The 20,637-nt window shown below is 69.2% G+C and carries 9 protein-coding genes and 1 pseudogene; 5 read left to right on the forward strand and 5 right to left on the reverse strand.

Annotation, left to right across the window (positions count from 1 at the left end; genetic code table 11):
• Nucleotides 1-43 precede the first annotated feature (43 nt).
• The gene (locus ACFVX9_RS27735) at nt 44-1,393 is read right to left on the reverse strand and encodes a serine hydrolase domain-containing protein (protein ID WP_387984104.1); all 1,350 of its coding nucleotides are present in this window, start codon (nt 1,391-1,393) and stop codon (nt 44-46) included.
• Nucleotides 1,394-2,416: 1,023 nt separating this feature from the next.
• Entirely contained in the window at nt 2,417-3,016 is a 600-nt protein-coding gene (locus ACFVX9_RS27740) for a hypothetical protein (RefSeq protein WP_387984105.1), read from the reverse strand.
• Nucleotides 3,017-3,299: 283 nt separating this feature from the next.
• On the opposite strand from ACFVX9_RS27740, the gene ACFVX9_RS27745 reads away from it, so the two are divergent.
• A complete protein-coding gene (locus tag ACFVX9_RS27745) occupies nt 3,300-5,432 on the forward strand; it encodes an alkyl/aryl-sulfatase (protein ID WP_387984107.1) in 2,133 nt (710 codons plus the stop codon).
• A gap of 112 nt (nt 5,433-5,544) precedes the next feature.
• Here ACFVX9_RS27745 and ACFVX9_RS27750 read toward each other — a convergent pair whose 3' ends face one another.
• On the reverse strand, nt 5,545-6,090 hold the full coding sequence (locus ACFVX9_RS27750) for a hypothetical protein (protein WP_387984109.1): 546 nt from the start codon (nt 6,088-6,090) through the stop codon (nt 5,545-5,547).
• 634 nt (nt 6,091-6,724) lie between these two features.
• Between ACFVX9_RS27750 and ACFVX9_RS27755 the strand changes: the two genes are divergently transcribed.
• On the forward strand, nt 6,725-7,024 hold the full coding sequence (locus ACFVX9_RS27755) for a replication initiator (RefSeq protein ID WP_380485918.1): 300 nt from the start codon (nt 6,725-6,727) through the stop codon (nt 7,022-7,024).
• Nucleotides 7,025-7,109: 85 nt separating this feature from the next.
• Nucleotides 7,110-7,232 (forward strand): hypothetical protein, encoded by a 123-nt coding sequence (locus ACFVX9_RS27760; RefSeq protein WP_380485916.1) that lies wholly within the window; start codon nt 7,110-7,112, stop codon nt 7,230-7,232.
• A 430-nt stretch (nt 7,233-7,662) separates the two neighbouring features.
• Here ACFVX9_RS27760 and ACFVX9_RS27765 read toward each other — a convergent pair whose 3' ends face one another.
• Nucleotides 7,663-8,067: a hypothetical protein gene (locus ACFVX9_RS27765; RefSeq protein ID WP_380485914.1), complete on the reverse strand. Its 405-nt coding sequence runs from the start codon at nt 8,065-8,067 to the stop codon at nt 7,663-7,665.
• Between the two features lie 15 nt (nt 8,068-8,082).
• A complete protein-coding gene (locus tag ACFVX9_RS27770; RefSeq protein ID WP_387984112.1) occupies nt 8,083-14,997 on the reverse strand; it encodes an RHS repeat-associated core domain-containing protein in 6,915 nt (2,304 codons plus the stop codon).
• Between the two features lie 713 nt (nt 14,998-15,710).
• Here ACFVX9_RS27770 and ACFVX9_RS27775 point away from each other — a divergent pair.
• Complete coding sequence (locus tag ACFVX9_RS27775) at nt 15,711-20,150, forward strand: LamG-like jellyroll fold domain-containing protein (RefSeq protein ID WP_387984114.1); 4,440 nt, start codon at nt 15,711-15,713, stop codon at nt 20,148-20,150.
• A gap of 300 nt (nt 20,151-20,450) precedes the next feature.
• Nucleotides 20,451-20,540, forward strand: a pseudogene (locus tag ACFVX9_RS27780) (GNAT family N-acetyltransferase); the annotation flags it as partial.
• Nucleotides 20,541-20,637: the final 97 nt, after the last annotated feature.

Here is a 20,637-nt window from a genome sequence, read left to right on the forward strand (position 1 = left end):
GCCGGCGGGAGGGCCGCAGGCGGCCAGGACGAGGCCGGGCGCCTCAGGCGGGGTCGGCGCGACGCGCCGTGCGCCCGGACACCTGCACCCGGTCGATCACGCCCGTGGCGGGATCGCGGTGGAAGCGCCCGCCCGGCTCGGGGCGGCCGGTGTCGGGGGCGAGCAGGTCGTAGGAGAGGTCGGCGAAACAGCGCAGGGGCAGCGGCAGGTCGCCGTCCACGGAGAGCGTGGACGATCCGTCGCCCGCGGGCTCGACGCGGTACCGGATCGAACCGTTGCGGTAGGTGCCCGCGCACTCGGGCAGGGGGGCGGGCTCGCCCGCGCCCACGGGCGCGATCGCGGCGGGCACCCGGACACCCGCCAGCTCGGCCAGATCGGCCGCGAGCTCGCGCCAGAGCGCGGTGGCCGTGCCGGAGTTGCCCGCGAAGGCGACCACCACGCCGCTGTCCGGGTCGGCCCGCAGGTGGCAGGAGGTCCCCATGGCGTTGCCGTCGTGGCCGCACCACAACCGGCCGTCCTGCTGGTAGAGGGCGAGCCCCGGGCCCCAGCCGTCCGCGAGCGCACCCGGCCGGGCGCCGGGCTGCGGGCGGCGCATCTCCTCGGCGACGGCGGGGGGCAGGGCCTTGGCCCGGCCGACCAGGGCGCCGCCGAGCGCGGCGAGGTCCGCGGCGCTCGCCAGCAGGGCGCCGGCCGGGGCCTCCAGCGGGGCCAGGTTCTGCCGGACCGGCCGGGCCCGGCCGGTCGCGGCGTTGAGCGCGTGCCCGGCGGCGACCGGGCGTGCGGGTGCGCTCGCGTCGACGAACACGGGCACGGTGCCGAGCGGTTCGAGCAGCAGGGCGGCCACGGCCTCGTGCCAGGGCATCCCGGTCACCGTCTCCACCAGGCGCCCGGCGGCGACGTAGCCGGCGTTGGAGTAGGAGAAGTCCGTCCCGGGCGGGAAGAGCGCGTCCCCGGCCGTGCACACGGACGACAGGTAGTGCGCCGCGGTGGTCCGGGCGGCGGCGTCGGAGTCCGGCCCGGTGGGCAGTCCGCCGGTGTGGCTGAGGAGTTGGCGAATCGTTACTGCTGGCATCCGGCGGAGCTCGGGCAGGTGATCGGCGACCCGGTCGTCGAGGTCGAGGTCGCCGTCGTCGGCGAGGAGCATCACCAGGGCGGCCGTGTAGGGCTTGGTGAGCGACCCCACCGGCACCACGGTGTCCCCGGTGAAGGGCGCACCGGTGGCGGCGTCGGCCACACCGGTGTGCAGGGCCACGACCTCCGAGCCGGTGTCCAGCACCACCTGGGCGCCGGGCACCCGGTGGGTGCGCGCGAGCGTGTCGAGCCGGTGCTGCAGTTCGCGGCGTAAGAGGAACGGCGCGCGCTCGCGGACGGGCGCGGAACTGGGGTACGGCATGGGCGGAAGCTCCCGTTGACTGGTTCTCAGATGCGGGCGCGGCAAGCGTCCGCGGATGAATTCCTGATTACTGTGGAGCACGCCGTGAAATTTCCTGCCACCTGCGCTCCTCGACTCAAGACTCGCGGGAACAACGGGAATCGACGGAAGCCCTGCCGATGACGGCCGGCGGGGTGTGAACGGGAATCCCCGACGGCTCCTGCCAGGGCGCCGCACCCACCCGAGGGGAACCGTTCCCGGCCGCTTCGGCGCTCCCCGACCGGACGGTGCGAATGCGACCCGAATTCCACGCCGCCCCGGAACGGCGAACGGGGGAACGGCGGGCGGGAACGGTGCGCGGCGAACGGCCGACCGCCGAATGCCCTCACCCCGCAGGCGGGGCCGGACAGGAATCCCGAACGCTCCAGTCGGCCGCTCCGACGGCCCTGACCTGCGCGATCGTTGCGCCCGGCATGCCTGTCCCCCCTGCGATCCCTCCCCGCAGCCACCGTGCGGAACCTGCCACAACCGTCGCGAGGACCGGGCAATACCTTGACGGCCCGAACGCTCGGAACGACGAACGCGGAACAGTCTTCACGGCGGGTCACCCGCTCGCAACCCCTGGCGATTGAACGGAAAGCAACTCTCCCCGGAATCGGAACCGCAAAATCGCTGGTGTGACTCACGGCCACGCCCGGAACGCCTGATGACGGGTGTGAATTCTTTGGCCGAAACTGTGACACCCCGATCCCCCCGGCCACCCGGCCGGGTTTCCGCGGGGAATAGCCGAGTGATTCCCCTGACGCCTGGGGCGGTTGTGCAGGAATGCGACGGAATAGATCAGGTGCGTTGTGAGTGAATCAATGAGGGCTCTGATGCGCGTGTGCCCCGATGCGCTTGTGCCGTGGTGCGCGTGTGCCCTGTTTCACGCATGCTCTGGTTCACATCGGCCGCCCCGGGGCGCGGGGCGGCCGAGCGGATCCGCCACGCGCCGGAACGCGGGCGGACTCAGGACTCAGGACATCCGTCAGCTCAGAACGCCCGTCAGCCCTGCCAGGAGCTGCCGGTAGAGGGCCTGGTCGCCGTGACACCGGTGGACGTCACCGCGCGCGACGGAGCGGCCGGGCCCGGCCCGGAGGACCCGGCCCCCGAACCGCTGGTCCGCACGGTCGGCGCCGACGAGGTGGTCGACGTCCTGCCCACCGGCGCGGCCGAAGTCCGCGGGGCCGACGCCCCGGACGCCGCCGACTGGCCCGCCGAGGTGCGCGGCGCGGTGGCGCGGCCCTGCGCGGCCACGTCCACGGGCGCGCCGTCGCCCGGTTCGACGCGCTCGATCCGCAGCACCAGGTTCCGGTCGCTGCGGTCACCGCCCCCGTCCCGGTTGCGGCTGTGCACCAGCTGCGTCAGCACGCCCCGGACTTCCTGCCAGCGCCCCTGCACCGCGCGGATGTTGGGGCACCACTCGCCCTCGCGCCGGTGCTCCAGGTCGAGCTCCCAGCGCTCGGCGTCCACCAGGTGGCTCGCCCCGACCGTCCCGGGAATCTCGACCGGACGGCCGCCGCGCACCGTCACCACCGCCCGCTGCGGCCACTGCCCCTCCACCGCCGTCACCGTGATCCGGCTCTGCCCCTGGTACCAGGCCATCGCTGTCCTCCCACATCCGTCCTCGCGCCGACCGCCGACCGCCGACCGGCCTCCGCCGGTATCACGGCCGGCGCCCCCTCCCGGGTTCGAACGGCGGGCACGACAGCGCACGTCAGGGGGTGCGTGCGCCCTGGGACGGCGCGACCGTCGAACGATTTGTCGACAGGTTCAGGTCAAGGAAATGGCTCGATCACCCCCTTGTTCGTAGTCGTATACACACATAGCGCGACTGCCCCGCCGCAGTGCGGCGGTTCCCTCACCTACCCATGGAGGTGGTTTCGCCATGTCCGGAACGCCCGAGTACACCGAGCCCATCGAGCCCACGCCCGCCATCGCCGAAGCGAACCGGAAGGCCGCCGAGGCGGCCAGGATCGCCGACGAGAAGGACGGCCGGGACTTCGCCGACGCCAGCCGGTTCATGATCGCCCCGCCGGACGTGCCCGTCATCATGTCCCGCAAGAACCCGTCGGAGGCGGTCTGGGACTTCACCGCGTACGAGTTCCTCCAGCCGGACCTGCGCACCGAGATGCCCACGGTCAACGGCAGCCTGCACCGGCAGGGCGAACTCACCGCCATCGCCGGGCTGTTCCACGTCACGAGCTGTCCCGCGTACCGGATCTACCAGGTACGCGGCTACGACCTGTCGAACATGACGATCATCGAGAGCGACGCGGGCCTGGTCATCATCGACCCGCTGGCCTGCTACGAGACCGCGCAGGCCGCGCTCCGGCTGTTCCGGGACAGGACCGAGCTCACCCGGGAGCAGCGACCCGTCCTGGGCGTCGTCTACACCCACTGCCACGTCGACCACTTCGGCGGTTCCCGGGGCCTGTTCGCCGAGCAGGGCGACCCGCTGGAGCCGGGCGTCCCCGTGGTCGCGCCGGAGGGCTTCCTGGAGCACGCGATCAGCGAGAACGTCTACGCGGGCCCCGCGATGGCGCGGCGCGCGCAGTACATGTACGCGGCGCAGCTGGACAAGAGCCCGACGGGGCAGGTCGGTTCGGGCCTGGGCACGACCATCTCCACCGGCGAGGTGACCCTCATCCCGCCGACCGACTACATCGGCGGGCCCGCCCACCCCGCGGTCCCCAGGGACCAGTGGAGCGACGCCTACGCCATCCCCTGGCGGCCGGGGCTGTACCAGTTCGACCTGGCCGGCGTGCAGATGCTGTTCCAGCTCACCCCGGGCACCGAGGCCCCGGCGGAGATGAACATCTACTTCCCGGCCGCCCGCACCCTGTGCATCGCGGAGAACGCCACGCACACCATGCACAACATCCTCAGCCTGCGGGGCGCGCAGGTGCGGGACGCGCACGCGTGGTCGAAGTACCTGACCGAGGCGATCCAGACCTTCGGCAAGGAGACCGACGTCCTGTTCGCCTCGCACCACTGGCCGATGTGGAGCGAGGCGGGCGAGGGCAGCGCGCCCGGCAACGCCCGCATCCTCGAATTCCTCAACACCCAGCGCGACATGTACGGCTACCTCAACGACCAGGCGCTGCGGCTGATCAACGCCGGCCGCACCGGCATAGAGATCGCCGAGGAGCTGGAGACCCTCCCGCCGGGCCTGGACGACCACTGGTACAACCAGGGCTACTACGGCTCGCTGAGCCACAACCTCAAGGCGGTCCACCAGCGGTACATGGGCTGGTACGACGGCAACCCGGCCCACCTGTGGCAGCTCCCGCCCGTCAAGGCCGGCGCGGCGTACGTCGAGGCGATGGGCGGCGCCGAGGCCGTCGTCACGGCGGCCCAGCGGGCCTACGACACCGACACCCCGGACGGCTTCCGCTGGGCCGCCGAACTCCTCGACCACGTCATCTTCGGCGCCGCCGCCGACTCGGGCAGCCCGCTCGCCGAGCCGCAGGTCACCCGGGCCAAGGAGCTCCAGGCCAAGGACTTCACCCAACTCGGCTACGGCAGCGCCAACGGGACCTGGCGCAACGCCTACCTGACCGGCGCCCGGGAGGTCGTCGACGGCCCGCAGCCGCTGATCACCAGCCAGACCTCCGCCGACCTGATCCGCAGCACCACCCTGGACCAGTACTTCTCCGCCCTCGCCCGCAGCGTGGACGGGCCGACGGCCGCCGAGCGGAACCGCCTCCCGATCACCCTGAACTGGGTGTTCACCGACACCGGCGACACCTGCACCACGACCCTGCGCAACGGCGTCCTGGTCTACGTGGCCGGCGGCGACCGCCTCGTCGACGTGCCGGACGCCACCATCACCCTCAGCCGCCAAACCCTCGACGACCTCGCCCAGACCCCCGGCTTCCGGCACAACTTCGACCAAGCCGTCGAGGACCGGCACATCGCGCTGACGGGTGCGAACGCCCAGCAGGCGGCCGACGCCGTCTTCGCCACCCTGACCCTCCCCGACCCGAAGTTCCCCATCGTCACCCCGCCCACCCGGTAAACCTTGCAAAACAGCGCCCCCCTTGCCCGGCACTCACGTGCCGGGCAAGGGGGGCGCCTTCGATCTTCCGAATCGATCCGAACACCCGGCTACGGGTTGTTCGGAGACCTTTTCACGACGTCACAGTGATTCCCCTTCGCTGCCCGTCCCAGCCCTTCGGTGGAACGAGACTCGGGGTCAGCTGAGAGACCTCGATCCTCAGGTCCATCGAGTCATCACCCTCGATCATCCGCACCGTGAGGCGGCGCTCTGGATACGCCGCCAGGAGTCGCCCCTGCCACGTCTGGACCAGAGCGTCACCGAGCTGCCGACAAGCATCCGCAGCGAGTTCGGACGGCCCCTTCATCATCCGGAAGAGGTGCGGGATCTCGAAGATGTTGTAGCTGTCCACCATTTGACCCCATGCCATGGCAGGCCAATCCGGATGCCCGTCGGCCGACGGAGTCGCCAGACAGTTCGCAATCTCAACTTCGTCATTCCCGTAGAGCGCAAAAAAGACGGCGCCGCGGATCTCCACCAGGTTCGGCCAGTAGAGCCATGAGTACATCAAGGCCTGCACCGCATCGCCCGTCTCGCTGAAGTACGAGACCGGATCGCTGGAATCCACTTCAGGGAATGCCTCGTGAAGGATTCGCCGGGATAGTTCGTTCCGACTCATGTGGACTCCCTACGGAAGATAGCCCGGAGGAATGCTCTCCGGAACGTCTGCACCTGGCACTCCGCGACCGCCACCCTTCGGGTAGTAGATCGGTGGTGTGATTCCAGAATGCTCGCCTCCGGTGCCGCGGAACCTCAGCCCCTTACGCCAACCGCTGAAAGCCCATCCATCCTTGATCCAGGCCTGATGCGCACGACCTTGCCATCCTCACCCCATCCGAAAACGGCGCGGTCGCCAGTTGAATCCTCATTCGACCAAAGATCTTCTGCCCGCCCATGTTGGCGCCTGTGCTTCACCACTGCCCGCCGGACAGTTGTACACCAGGATCAGATCGACACCTTCTGGCATATAGTATGCATGCTATACGAAACCCCTCTACCGGACTTTTGGGTCGACGTTAATTATTTGACAGCCCGTCAAATCCCTTGAATTTGAGATTAAGTCCGTGGTTTTTGCCGTCGCCACTGCCGCCAGTTGCGTAGGCCAATCGCCCCTTTTGCCGACTTTACGACTGGCCTTACTGCAATGCTCAGGGCTCGACGCGAACGATGGTCCGGGTGGTTTTCTCGTACGACTGGCGCCATTCTGCACATAGTGCCCTCCTTGCCGTTACGGAAACTCACAGACGCGCCGCGTGACACCCCGCTCGACCCAAAGATACACAACTACGCGGGCGCATAATATTCGACTCCCATGCCTCCACACTATAGGTGCACTTCACATCTACCTGCGACGCGAGATCGCGGTCCGGTTCGGCCACCCGCAGAAGGCTACCCACACAGTGCTGCGGGTCTCCTTCGCGAAGCTGGCCGATTACCAGAAGCGCAGCCCAGTCCATTTCCACACCGTGATCCGATTCGATGGCTCTGAAGATAGCAGCGAGCCCCCCCCGCCGCCCAGGTACGCGACCGCCGAAGTCCTCACAGTGCTATAGAAGCCGCTACCGAGCACGTCACCCTGACCGCCACCTCCGATGTCGCGGGGGAGAACGCGAACTCACCTGGAGCGAACAGCTCGACGTGCGCGAGACCGCCGCCTACGCGGCCAAGTACGCCACCAAGTCCGCCGAATCACCCGGCGGGTTCGACCGCGCCCTGCTCTGCCGCCACCGCAAGGGGCACGGAATGGCCCCGTCCGCATAGACCGGCGCGCCAGTGGAGTGCCGGACCTGCCCGGGTACCAGCCAGTCCCGCCCGCCGCCCCGCCTGGCCGTAGAACGGCACGTGCGGCAGATGATCCGCACCTGCTGAAACCTGGGCCAGCGCTAGGAGTTTTTGCCGGCCCCAAGCTCTGGAAGTGGGCGCACATGCTCGGCTTCCGGGGCTCCGGCTCCTCCTCCAGCGCCAAGCCAGCGACACCCTTAGCAACGCCCTCCACAACCCCAACGAGACCTCCAACGTGCCCGGAGACGGCAACGATCCATCGCTTCGTGAGGTGCCCGTCCGCTGACGTTGCCGTCAGCTACTGTCGTCAGACGCCACAGCGGCCCCACCGGATGGATCCGGTGGGGCCGCTGCATAAGCCGCGGAAATTTAGCGATTTCACTGCCGGATTAGTTGCACCAAAGTCGCTTCACGACAACTTGAGTGCATCACCAGCGATGCCGACAACCAGCGACTCTGATCCCTCGACCAGATAATCATGGTCTGGAAAGTAATCCACATGGAGGTGGTCGTCTTGATCCGCCCCCAAGGCGAACGCTTCGATATTATCGGCAAGAATAGCAAGAGAATCTAGCTCGCCTTGAACCTCCATAGCTTCGCCGTCTCCCGAAGAAGAAATACGAACCTTCCCTCTCGCTTGCTGAAATTCGATCCGCGACAACGCCCTATCGTACGGGAATGGATTCGATGCTTTCGGAATGCGGATTTCTCCTCGACCGCTCCGCAGCTCCCGGCCCAAGGCCAGCAGCTCGGAGCGAGTTCCAGAGAGCTCCATTTCCCCGGTCGAATCTTCGCGCAAGACCTTCAACGCCACACCTCCGTAAGTTGTCTACCGCCAGTAGTCACCCGGCCGGATCGTAGATGGATCGATAGGAGTATGGGGATCCTTGAGCGGACCACTCGTAACCGTCTTTCCATTGATCTGGGTTTCCAGATTAAGATGTGGTCCAAGTTTCTGGACATGAGCACTATCGGGGTTCACATCGAACCGCGCAATCTTCCTGATCGCGTTCCCGTCCTCGCCGGTCGTCACGCTCATGAACTGAACTCCGCCGCTTCCAGACCGCACCACTGTTGCATCGTCACCAACATGTGCAACGGCACGGTTGACGGCCTCATCCATCGAAATATCGCAGTTGTGTACCAGGACCGGAGTGGCCCCCGCGAGCACATAGTACGTGTGGAGTTCGGCGACGCTCAGGTCGCGAGCTTCCTGCGGATCGGTCTCGTAGTTGCGGATGGCCTGGACGGTGAGGAAAGTGCCGTCGGCCGCGCGGACCCGGTCGCCGGCGTGGAGGTCGGAGGCATTGGTCCAGCGCTGGGTGGTCTCGTCCCAGAAGGGGTGGTGCTGGGTCGAGGTGAGGGTGACGGCCGGCTTCGCGTCCGTGCTGAGGCTGAGGTCGGTGAACTGCCGGTCGTCAGGAGTGACGATGGTGGCGGCGACGGCCTCGGCCTTGGTGCTGTCGGTCTGCGGGTCGGTCGACAGGACTTCGTCGCCCGGTTTCACGTCCTTGATGGGTTTGCTGCTGCCGTCGGCGAGTAGGACGGGTGTGTCGGGTTTGAAGCTGTGCTTCTTCCCTCCGGTGAGGCAGCTTTCGGCCGCCTGCTCGGCCTCGCGGGCGGCCTTGGACTCCGTGCGCCAGGCCTTGAAGCCGTCGTAGAGCTCGTTGGCGAGGCGCTTGATCGTCTTGGCGAGCTCGTAGGCCTTGCCCCAATGGAACGCGTACTTCTTGGCGAGCTTGGCGAGCGGACCGCCGCCGATCAGGCTGGTGGCGACGTTGAGCACGGTCTCGCCGCAGGCGCCGAGGTCGCCCTTGGTGACGCAGTCGAAGGCGTCCGTGATGCCGAGTTCGTCGGCGGCGATCTTGGCCAGCTGCTTGCCGGCGCCCATCACCTTCTGCTTGGCCTGGTTCTCCTTGTGGTGCGCCGCTTCGACCTTCTGCTTCGCGGCTTCGGCCCGCTGTGCGCTCTCTTCCGCCTGGTCGACCGCCGGGACGGAGACGACGTTCGGGGAGACGGGTTTAGCGCTCGGGATGGCCCAGCCCATGGCCGAGGCGACCGCAGTGGCGACCGCGATGATGAGCGGCTTGATGAAGTCGACGATGGAGAACAGACCGCTGGGGTCCGCACGGTTGACGGGATCGTTGTCGCCGTACGCGTAGCCGTTCCACTGCTGGGGATCGGCCCGGTCGAGGATGGGATCGAGGCTCAGGAACCGCCCGGTGGTCGGTTGGTACTGCCGGGCCCCGAGGTTCGTGAGTCCAGTGACGTCGTCCTTGGTACCGCCGACGAAACCCTTGTCTCCGGCCCAGGTACTCGGCTGGGTGCCCCGGGGGTTGCCGAACGGGTCATTGGGCCGTCGGGTCTCGGTCAGAGTTGCCGAGTCGATGCCCAGGACGCCGGTGCCGTGGTGGTCGGCGATCTGGTAGGTCAGCCTGCCGCCGCCCTGGCGGACCAGGGTGGTGCCGCCGGGTATGTCGTAGTAGCGGGCGCCGGCGAGTTGCTTGGTGGTGGTGCTGGTGTCGACGGTGAGCTCGTCGGCCCCCATGTTGATGGTGGTCTTGCCGGGGTTGCGGCGGATGAGCTGGTTGCCCTCGGCGTCGTACAGGTAGGTGGTGGTGCCGCCGTCGGTCTTGGCCAGCGACTCCAGCCGGTCCTCACCGTTCCAGGTGAGCTTGGCAGTGCCGTTGGTGTCGGTGATGGCGGTGGTGCGCCCGGCCGCGTCGTACTGGGTGGTGCTGGTGGTGGGCGCGTTGTTGCCCGTCCTGCTGGTGGAGCTCAGCAGGGCGTGCGGCCCGCCGGTGCCGCCACCGCTGTTGGGCGCGCTGGTCGGGGCGTTGCGGGTGCCGGTGGACGGGAAGGTCTGGGTGACCGTGGTGTCCTTGGCAGTGTCGCCGCCGGCGTCGTGCACGACGAGCTGGGTGCGGTTGCCCGTCAGGTCGTACTGGTAGCTCTGCCAGTAGGGCGCGAAGCCGCCGACGGTGGTGCGGGTGGGCGCCTGGGCGCCGCTGGTGGGCGTGGAGTTGGTGCAGGCCCCCTGGCCGCCCACCGCCGGGTCGGGCGCCTGGTCGAGGCGTCCGGTGTCGGACCACGCGGTGCTCAGCCGACCGAGGTGGTCGTAGCTGAAGCACTGCAGGTCGGTGGCGCTCGGTGTGTTGTCGGGGATGGCCCGGATCGCGGTGATGCGGCCGACCTGGTTGTAGGCGTAGGTGGTGTTCTGGACGGTGCCGGTGGTCGAGGTCTGCTTGTCGACGTACTGGTTGAGGGTGCGGCCGGTCGGCTCGTCGTAGGTGGCGGTGGTGACGACCTGGGTGCCCCACGGGTTCATCGTGGAGCGGATGTTGCGGCCGTAGGCGTCGTAGTCCGACTGGAGGTCGTACATCTTGCCGCCGTACGCCCCGAACTTCGAGAGCAGACCGTAGACCTCGTAGGTGTACACGATGGTCTCGGAGTAGACGTCGCCGACGGTCGGGCGGGTCTCCTCGGTCTTGGCCCCGGTGATCGGGTCGTACTTGGCGCTGGTGGTGTAGGTGACCGGGCTGGTCTGTCCGACCTCGCTGCCGGGGATCGTCAGGGTGGTCTTGGTCGGCCGGTAGCCGATGTCCATGGACACGACCGCGTTGGTGTACGCGGCACCCTTCGCCCCGCCCACGTAGCGGGTGGAGCTGTCCTGCTGCCCCTTCGCGACGGTGTCGTACGCGTAGCCGGTCAGCTGGTTCTCCGGGCTGACCGTGCCCTGGTACGTACCGGTCCTGCGACCGAGCAGGTCGTAGGCGGTGGCGATGGTCTGGCCGCCGGCGTTGGTGCTGGAGGCCACGCGCCCCGCGGCGTTGTACGTGGTGGAGCTGTTGCCCGCGTCCGGGTCGCTGGCGCCGGTCTGGCGGCCGCGCTGGTCGTAGGTGTAGGACCAGGTGTTGCCGGCGGCGTCGGTGCGGGAGGCTTCCTGGCCCCCCGGGTTGAAGGCGTAGCTGGTGACGTCCGCGTCGGCGCTGTTGCCGGTGGCGACGGGCGTCCGGTACTGCCACAGCTGGGTCGTGCGGCCGCGGGCGTCGTTGACCGTGGTGGTCGGGGTGGCGCCGGCGGGCGGGGTGACGTCGGTGCGGTCCGCGCCCGGGTAGGACGTGGTGGTGGCGTTCTGCGCGACACCGTAGGCGCGGAACTGGACGCTGGTGGTACGGCCCTGGCCGTCGAAGACGCTGTAGGTCTGGTTCGGGACCTTGGCGTCCTCGGGCTCGAACCGCGTGGTCGCGGGGCCGGCCTGGTCGTTGTAGTAGGTGTTGTTGACGCGGTTGGCGCGGCCCTGGGAGTCGTAGTAGGTGTCGGTGATCATCCGGCCGTGGTAGGCGGAGATCGCCGGGTCGGCCTGGGTCTGCACCACGCGGGCGAGCCCGTCCATGATCTGGACGGACTGGGCGTAGCTGCTGTTGGCGCGCAGGCGGCCGGAGGTGACGCTGCTGGGAGCACCGTTGCCGACCGCGTAGCTGTAGGTGTAGTTCGCCTTGTCGCTGGTCGTCCGGCCCGCGAGCCAGACGGCGGTGAGGCGGCCCAGGGCGTCGTAGGCCTGGGTGACGGTGCGCCCGTTGGCGTCGGTGCCGGTGATCGGCAGGGCCCGGGCGGGGTTGAGGGTCGCGGTGGAGATCCGGCCGGAGGCCGCGTCGGGAGCCCCGACAGGGGCCGGCGAGGTGATCGTCGTCCCGTTGGGCAGCTCGCCGGGGTTGGCGGAGTTGTAGACCGTGGTGGTGGCCGCGCCGCCCGGGTGGGCGGAGTCGGTGGTGGTGGGGTCGGTCACGGTGACCGGGCGCCCGTAGGTGTCGTAGGTGCTGAGGCCGGTGGTGGTCCACTGGGCCTTGCCGGAGTCGTCGAACTTCTCCAGGACCTGGATGCTGCTCGCTTCGCCCTTGGCGCCGGCGCTGCCGAAGGCGGCACCGTCGAAGACGGTCCGCGAACCCGTGAGGGTGTTGGCGGCCGTGGGGGCGGCGGTGCAGGCGTTCGGGCCGGAGACCGAGATGGCCTCCGAGACCAGCACGGTCATGATCGGGTCGGTGCCCGTGGCGTACGTGGTGCGGGCGCAGACGTCCGGGGTGCCCTCGGCCTGGTTGAGCACGGTGACGGGCCGGTTGGCGTGCGCCGGGTCGGTGGTGGTGGTGTCGGTGGTGGTGCGCCAGGTGCCGTCGGTCTTACGGGCCTTGGCGGTGACGACGCTGCTGGTGGAGGTGTAGCGGGCGACGAGGTCGGGCAGGCCGTCACCGCGCACGTGGGTCGCGGTGGTGGCCGGTCCGGAGCTGGTGCTGACGCTGAAGGCGACCGGTTCGGTCGCACCCGCCTGGGCGTAGGTGTCCGATTCCAGGACCTGGCCGGAGAGCCAGTCGCTGTCGGTGACCGGTCCACTCATCGGGCCGGCGACCGTCCGGGAGCGCTTGGCGCCGGAGGCGGTGAGGTCACCGTCCATGCCCTGGTGGTAGGTGGTCGACTTCTGGCCCTGGACGCCGTCCTTGCCGGTTCCGATCACGGTCGTCACCGTGGCGAAGCCCCGGAAGTCATCCCAGGTGCGGTCCTTCGCCTCGACGAACCGGCCGTCGTTGCGGTGCCAGGCGGCGTCGCCGTAGGTGTACGTGGTGGTCTGCGGGAGCGCGCCCTTGACGAGGTCGGAGCGCGGGTCGACGGTGATCGTCTTGACCGGGTAGCGCAGGAACCAGTCGTCCACCGGGTTGCTGTCGGCGGTGGAGTTGGGCTGGTACCACTTGACGTTGAAGCAGCCGAGCTTGTTGTCGTCCGCCGACGTCGGCATCACCCCGGCGGTGCGGGAGCAGGACGCCTGGTAGTAGTCGACGTTGATGGCGCCGCCGGTCTCGGTGGTCACCGAGGCGATGCGCGGCCGGTTGTAGGCGGGGCGGGAGGGGCCCGCGCCGTCCACCCGGTTGGGTAGCAGGACGTCGGCGAAGGTGACGGCCGGGAGGGTGAACGGCTTCTGGCCGTTGAACTCGTCCTTGGCGGTGCGCTGGACGGAGGCCAGCCACGGGACCGCGGTGTTCTCGGTGCTGTTCTGGACCAGCTTCAGGACGTGGTTGAGCGCGTAGGAGTCGACGTCGCGGTAGCCGTTGCCGGAGCGGATCCGGGTGGTGATGGTGTTCAGCCACTTCGTGGTGAAGTAGCTGGGCCCGTAGTTGGCGCACACGTCGTTCTGCGCGCACTGCTTGTCCAGCGGGACGTCGGGCCAGTTCGCCGCGTTGGCGGCGGTGCGCTGGGCCGGGTCGCAGGCCGCGGCGCCGGTGACGCAGCGCTCGCCGGAGTCGAAGTCGATCCGGGCGGCGGGCTGGTAGCCACCGTTGGCGTTCAGCTGGTCGGACAGCAGCTGCCCGTAGCCGATCGAGGCCACGACGCCACCGCGGGTGTAGGCGGTGTTGGTGCCCTTGCCCCGGTTCTGGCCGCCGCCGCGCGCGTAGTAGTTGGTCTCGGGCGTGTAGCTGTAGGTGGTCAGATTGCCGTAGACGTCCACCTCCGAGTCGAGGTTCCAGCGCCAGGCGGTCTGGCACCAGGAGTCCTTGCCCTTGCCCGCGTCGTAGCAGGGGTCGCCGCTGTTGGGCGAGTACACCGGAACGGTCCAGGCGGAGTTGGTGTCCGGGCCGATCGTGGTGGGCTTGCCGGTGGCGGAGGGAAGGTGGTTCAAGCCGAAGTAGTAGGCGGCACCGGCGGCGTCGGTCAGCTTGATGTACGAGCCGTTCCAGGTGCCGTTGGTGGCGCCGGTCAGGAACTCGATCCTGCTGCCGTCATCGGTCTTGAGCCGCCAGGTGCACCTGGACCACTCGTCCGGGCCGGCCGTCTTCGGGCACGAGGCGTCGTCGGGCACCAGTTCGCCGGAGTGGCCGGCCAGGGACAGGGTGAGGTTGGCCTCGCCCCAGCACTGGTCGCCGGAACCGGTGATGCCGTCCTTCGCGCACGGGCGGAAGGAGCGCTCGACGAAGCCCGGGCTGTAGTCCCAGCCGTCGCCGATCCAGGAGGCCTGGGAGTTCGTCGAGGAGGTCTTGCCGTCCACCGCGGTCGAGCTGTATCCCAGGGCGACATTCGGCGCGCCGCCACCGATGCTCGGGGGCGCCTGCACGGGATAGCTGTAGCTGAACGCGCCCGAGGCCTCGCCGGCCGTCCAGGACTGGCTGGGTGCCAGGTTGGTGGCGCTGTAGGTGCCGGCCCCGCCGGTGGCGGGCGCGTCGGCGGCGAGCACGGTCGGTGCGGCCGCGCCGGCGGTGAGCCCGGTGCGGAACACGGCCTGCGTCACGCCTGCCTTCGGGGCGGCCGCGGCCGTGGAGGCCGGGCCGGCAACGGCGGCTGGCAGATCGACGTCGGCGACCAGCTTCCCGGTCTGGGCGTCGTAGTGCGACTCGACGGGCTTGCGCTCCAGGCAGCCCTCAGCCTGGGGGGTGGTCAGGGAGCAGGCCGGCAGGGTGTAGAGGCGGGCGCGCTGGGACCAGTCGCCGCCGAGCCCGGCTCCGAAGGCGGAGGCGTCCAGGCTGACCCGCAGCTTGGACGCGTTCGACGGGTCGGTCGGCGTGAGCGCCACCAGGTTGGTGCGCGATCCCGCGGACGCGGCGGTCTTCGCGTCGGTGACCTCGACGTGCACCGAGGACTTGGCGCCGGGCTCGACGGGCGCGTCCTTCTGTGTAGCCGCCCGGCCGTCGGCGGCCACGGGCGCCAGCCACACCGGGAGGGCGCCTGCCTTGGTGGAGGCGCCGGCGGAGGGCTCGATCACGGTCTGGCCGGCCTCGTCCAGCCGGGCCGCCCGACTGCCGGCCGACGGTGCAGCCGCCAGCTCGACAGTGGACGCACCATGAGGGGGGACCGCCGGGGATTTTGGCGGCACCCAGTCAGGAGTCGCAATTCGTACCGGAACCTGAGATCCGGGCTTCGCGTCCTGCCCGGGAACGGATGGCGTGGAAGGAAGTTGAGTGGTCGTCGGGGACCAGATCCTGTTCTCGTCCGAACCGACGGCGAATGCGGGAACCCCAGCCGCCGGCACGACGAGTCCCGCCATCATAGCCAGTGCGCTGAGCAGTGCTGTTCTGGGTTTTCTCGCCCGCTGGGCGGTTCTTCCCCTGGTTGATCGAGCACGACGGGTGGACGCCACCACTGCCCCCTAAGGGAATTGACCATGCCTCTGGGCATGGAACAGCCGAAATTAACGTCGGCGACACTACGAACTCGTTCACATCACCGTCGAGCCCAAGATCAATTTTTTGTAAGTGGCATACATCACGTTGACCGACAAATCGCCAGCCAGCCCCGCTAAAGGGACATACCGCCCTGTTAATGATTTGACGAACCTTCACTTCCTGGGCGAAATTCCGCATGTCCTGTGCGCATTGCCCGATCCCGGCGGTGTCCGCACCAACCATCACTTCCGGGGGAGGCCCCGTCATGCCCGAACGCCCACCAAGAGAACACTCGAGAACCCGGGGGCGAGCCGTGTCTCGGCTGCGCTTCGCCGCCGCCGCAACCGGATTCGTCCTCGCCCTGTCCTCCGCCATGCCCGCCTTCGCCGGCACCACGCCGAGCGGGACCGACAGCAAGACCCTGACCGAGCTCATGGCGGCCGCAGATGCCGCACACGCCAAGGACCGCCCGAAGGACCGGCCGGCGGATGACACCGCGTTCGCCCAGGCCAAGGCGACCGGCAAGAGCGTCCTGATCGACCGTCTGACCACCGAGTTCACCGAGACCTACGCCACCCCGGACGGCCGGCTGCAGGAGTCGCGCCACCCGCAGCAGCAGCGGATGAAGGCCGACGGCCAATGGCGCCCGCTGGACGCCACCCTGACCGCGCGACCGGGCGGCGGCTTCGCCCCCAAGGCCACCCCGTCCGGTGTGGTCCTGTCCGGCGGCGGTGACGGGCCGCTGGCCACCATGACCAGCACGGACGGGAAGAGGCTGGCGCTGACCGCACCGTTCCCGCTGCCCGCACCCCAGGTCCAGGGCGACAGCCTGCTCTACCCGGCGGTCCTCGGAGCCGACACCGATCTGAAGGTCACGGTCGGAAAGGCCGGCAGCGTCAGCACGGTACTGATCGTCAAGACCGCCAAGGCAGCGGCGGACCCGGCGCTGAAGAACCTCCACTTCGGCACCGTCACGGACGGGGTCACCATCACGTCCGACGAGAACCACGACCTGACGGCCTCCGCCGCCGACGGTCCCCGCTGGCACGCACCCGCGCCCCGGATGTGGGACAGTACCCCCGCCGCCGGCGCGCCGACGGCCTCCGCCGACGCCACCCGGACGAGCACTCCGGGTGTCAAGGCCGCGAGCTTCCGCGCTGCGGCCGCGGCCATGCCCGCAGCCGACACGACGCACTCGCCGTCACCGGCCCCCAGCGCCTCCTCCGGCGCGGGCGGCCGCGAGGTGGTCCCCTCGGTGAGCACCCCGGAGAGCCCCGGCGCCGGCGCGAAGGTCGCGACGATGCCGGTGGCCACCACGTCCTCTGGCATCGACGTCACCCCGGACCAGGACATCCTTGCCACGGGCACCGCGCCGTACTTCATCGACCCGGCCTGGATCCCCTGGGTCAACGGCAGTTACGGCTCCACCTTCGTCCAGTCCGCGCACCCCGGCGCTACGCACTACAACGTCAACGGCCCGGCGGACAGCGACCACCTGGGCGTCGGCAAGTGCGGCAGCTACCCGAGCGCGCCCAGCTGCAACCCGGCCGACATCGAGCGGGCCTACTTCCAGATCGACACCCGCGGTCTGAACGGCGCGGCGATCAACTCCGCGCGGCTGGACTTCGCCGAGTACATCTCCGCCGACTGGGACTGCAACAAGACCTACGGCGTCGACCTCTACCTCGTCGACCGCCCCATCAACACGGGCACGAACTGGAGCAACCGGCCCCAGCCGGTCGGCGGCCCGATCGAGACCGCCCAGGTCGCCGGTTCCGGCCGCGGCGCCTGCCATGACAACGTCCCGGTGACGTTCTGGAACGCCGGCCCGACCGTGGCGCAGTGGGTCAACGAGCCCTGGCTGACCTTCGGACTCCAGGCCTCCGACGAGAACAACGCCTACGCGTTCAAGCGCTTCGACTACGGCGCCACGCTCACCGTCACCTACGACCGCACCCCCAACACCCCGACAAATCCGTACACCTACCCGGTCCCCCACACCGTCGACCCCGCCCGCCAGACCCAGGGCTGCAACGGCGACAACTGGGGCTGGCTCGGTGCCGGTTCGGACCTCAACGGCGCCGTCACCCTCAACGCCACCGTCAGCAGCCCCGTCCAGGGGCAGCTCTACTCCTGGTCCCACATCTGGGACTACACCGTCTCCGGCGTTCCCGATGTCGACAGCGGCTACTCACCCCTCGTCAACAATGGTGGCAACGCTGCCTTCACCGTCAACCCGAACGTCATCAAGGACGGTCACCTCTACGGCTACGGCATCATGGCCAGCGACCAGTTGGTCGGTCTCTCCGGTTCCACCCCCACCTGCCGCTTCGGTGTCGACCTGACTCCTCCGCAGGTCTCTGTTCCCGGCGTCTACGACCAGCTCTCCGACGGCGCACTGGCCACCCAGTTCCCGCCCTCCGGCAACGGGCAGACCACCAAGATCCGCACCTGGCAGACCGGGTACGTCCCCGTCACCCTCACCGATCCCACCCCCAACGGCGGCGTCGCCTCCGGGGTGAAGTGCCTTCGCTGGAGCTGGGACCCGCAGCTTGCCGGCGCCGGCTGGCAGTGCGGCGGCGCCATGCCCACCGGCGGCATTCCGGTCATGGCCGGCCGCTGGGGCACCAACGTCCTGTTCATCCAGGCCCAGGACGACGCAGGTAACGTCTCCCCCGTCTCCCAGTACGCCTTCTACGTGCCGTGGAACCCCGACGGCCCGCCGCCGGTCTTCGGCGACATCACCGGAGACGGCGCTCCCGACATCGTCACCTACGACGGGGTCGGCAACCTCCGCGCGTACAACGTGCCCGGCAACTCCCTCGCCAAGAGTCCCACCGCGGCTCTGGCGGCGCTGCCGGCCGACTCCCCCACCGGCAGCTGGACCAACGGCGTCCAGTTCACCCACCGCGGTACCCTGACCGGCGGCAAGAACGTCGACGACCTCATCGTCCACCCGGCGGGCGACAAGGACATCTACCTCTACGGCAACCCCGGAAACACCGGCTACTCCGGCCGCTTCGACAGCAAGGCCGTGCTCACCAAGCCCAACTGCAGCGACGCGGACAGCCCGCCGCCGCAGTGCGCGCCGGGAGTGTACGCCGCCGACTGGTCCACCACTCTGCAGGTCGCCTCGCTCGGTGACCCCGCGCACAGCGACCTCGACACCAAGCTGCAGTTCAAGAACCAGACCGGCCTGCTGACGGTCGAGAGCAACGGCAGCGACGCCGGCCTGTGGTTCTACCCGGCCACCGGCGCCCAGACGCTCGGCGCCCCCGTGCAACTGGCGGCCTCCGGCTGGAAGGACATCGACCTTCTCACCCCGGGTGACTGGGCGGGCCAGGGACACCCCGGCCTGTGGACCCGCAACCGCGCCACCGGCGATCTGCGCGCCTACACCTTCACCACCGGCACCTACGCCCCGACCCACAACGGCGAGCCCGTCCGGGACGACTTCGGCAACCCGATCAGCGTGCCCACGGTGACCGCGATCTCCGCCGCCGTCCCGATCGGGAACGTCTCCGCCACGACGTGGCCCGTCCTGGGTTCCGACGGCGACCTGACCGGCAACGGCGCCCCCACCCTCTGGGGCCGCAACGCCGACGGGCAGATCCAGATCTGGTGGGGACACCGCAGCGGCGACCCCACCAATCCCACCTTCACCTGGGACGCCGGTCCCCAGAACGCCGCCAGTGCCGCCGCCGCCCCGAGCTGGTGGGCCATGGACGGCAGGACCGAGAAGGTCGTCGACAGCAGCATCAACAACCCGCTGAGTCCCAGCGGCGCCCCCACCCGCACCGCCGACCACAACAACGTCGCCGGCGCGGCCACTGCCCTCAACGGCAGCAGCTACTACAAGACCAAGCAGAGCCCCGGCATCGACACCACCCGCAGCTACAGCGTCGCGGCCTGGGCGAAGATCAACAACACCAACGGCTTCCGGACCATCGTCTCCCAGACCGGGAACCAGCGGAGCCCGTTCTACCTCCAGTACTCCTCCTCCTTCGGCCGCTGGTCGTTCACCCTCGCCGGTGAGGACCGCTACCCGCCGGCCAAGTACTACACGGTGAACGACACCGCAGCGCCCCAGGTCGGCGTCTGGACCCACCTCGTCGGCACCTACAACGCCGACACCCAGGCGATCACCCTCTACGTCAACGGGCAGGCCGTCGGCACCACCAAGGTCGACGCCGACTGGCACGGCTGGACGGCCGACGGCCCGATCACCATCGGCGCCGAGACCACGCACCAGCTCCCCGACGCCGCCGGACTCGACGGCGCGGTCAGCGACGTGCGGCTCTACCCGTATGCCGTCACCGACCAGCAGGCCAACAACCTCGCCACCGGTAACGCCAGCGTCCACGTCCAGAGCGCCTACGCCTACGGCAAGTGCGTCGACGACTGGGGTGGCGGCTCAGCTGGTGCGACGATCGCCATCTACGACTGCTGGAACGGAGCGAACCAGCACTTCACCTTCACTCCCGACGACACCATGACCATCAACGGCAAGTGCGTCGGCACTCAGGACAACGCCTCCGGTAACGGGGCCAAGGTCGTCCTGCGCGACTGCAACCCCGCCGAGGGCGGCCAGCAGTGGCTGCGGCGCTACGACGGCAGCCTCTTCAACCCGCAGTCCGGCCGCTGCCTGGAACTCCCCGGCTGGACCACCACCAACGGCACCCAGCTCGACATCTGGGACTGCCACGGCGGGGCCAACCAGCGGTGGACCTACACCGCACAGCTGACTGGCTGACGGTCAACCGGCACCACCACGCGAAGGCCGTTGGCTCCCCCATGGGGGAGCCAACGGCCTTCGCCGTACCCGGACGGCCGCCAAGCGGGCCCGGGCCGATTCGCAGGGCGGGGCCTACCGGCGCAGGGCCTACAGGGACCACAGGGCCCGACACCGAGACCTTGTAACCCCTCCTCCTGAAGCCCCTGTTCGACGCCCACGGCCCCGGCCGCGCCGCCACTGAGGCCGGCCAGCCACACCCGCCCGTACGGCACGATGACCGCCCCCACGTCACTGTCCGCCACACCTGCGGCCTCGGCTACGTCTGCGTGGACCCGCAACGAGGGCCACCGCTTCTACGAGAAGCTCGGCTTCGTCCCGTCGCACGTCGGATTCAAGCTCCAGCTCTGAGGCCTTGAAGTCCCAAAGCCCCGGAAATGCAGAGAACCCCCATCCGGTTTCCCGGATGGGGGTTCTCTGTGAATGATTGTTCGGCGGCGTCCTACTC

This window comes from Kitasatospora sp. NPDC058243 (assembly GCF_042882025.1).
In the GTDB taxonomy this organism is placed as follows: Bacteria; Actinomycetota; Actinomycetes; order Streptomycetales; family Streptomycetaceae; genus Kitasatospora.

Bases quoted from the DNA above. Each gene is read 5' to 3' on its own strand.
- ACFVX9_RS27735 (WP_387984104.1), bottom strand. From the start codon at position 1,393: ATGCCGTACCCCAGTTCCGCGCCCGTCCGCGAGCGCGCGCCGTTCCTC.
- ACFVX9_RS27740 (WP_387984105.1), bottom strand. From the start codon at position 3,016: ATGGCCTGGTACCAGGGGCAGAGCCGGATCACGGTGACGGCGGTGGAG.
- ACFVX9_RS27745 (WP_387984107.1), top strand. From the start codon at position 3,300: ATGTCCGGAACGCCCGAGTACACCGAGCCCATCGAGCCCACGCCCGCC.
- ACFVX9_RS27750 (WP_387984109.1), bottom strand. From the start codon at position 6,090: ATGAGTCGGAACGAACTATCCCGGCGAATCCTTCACGAGGCATTCCCT.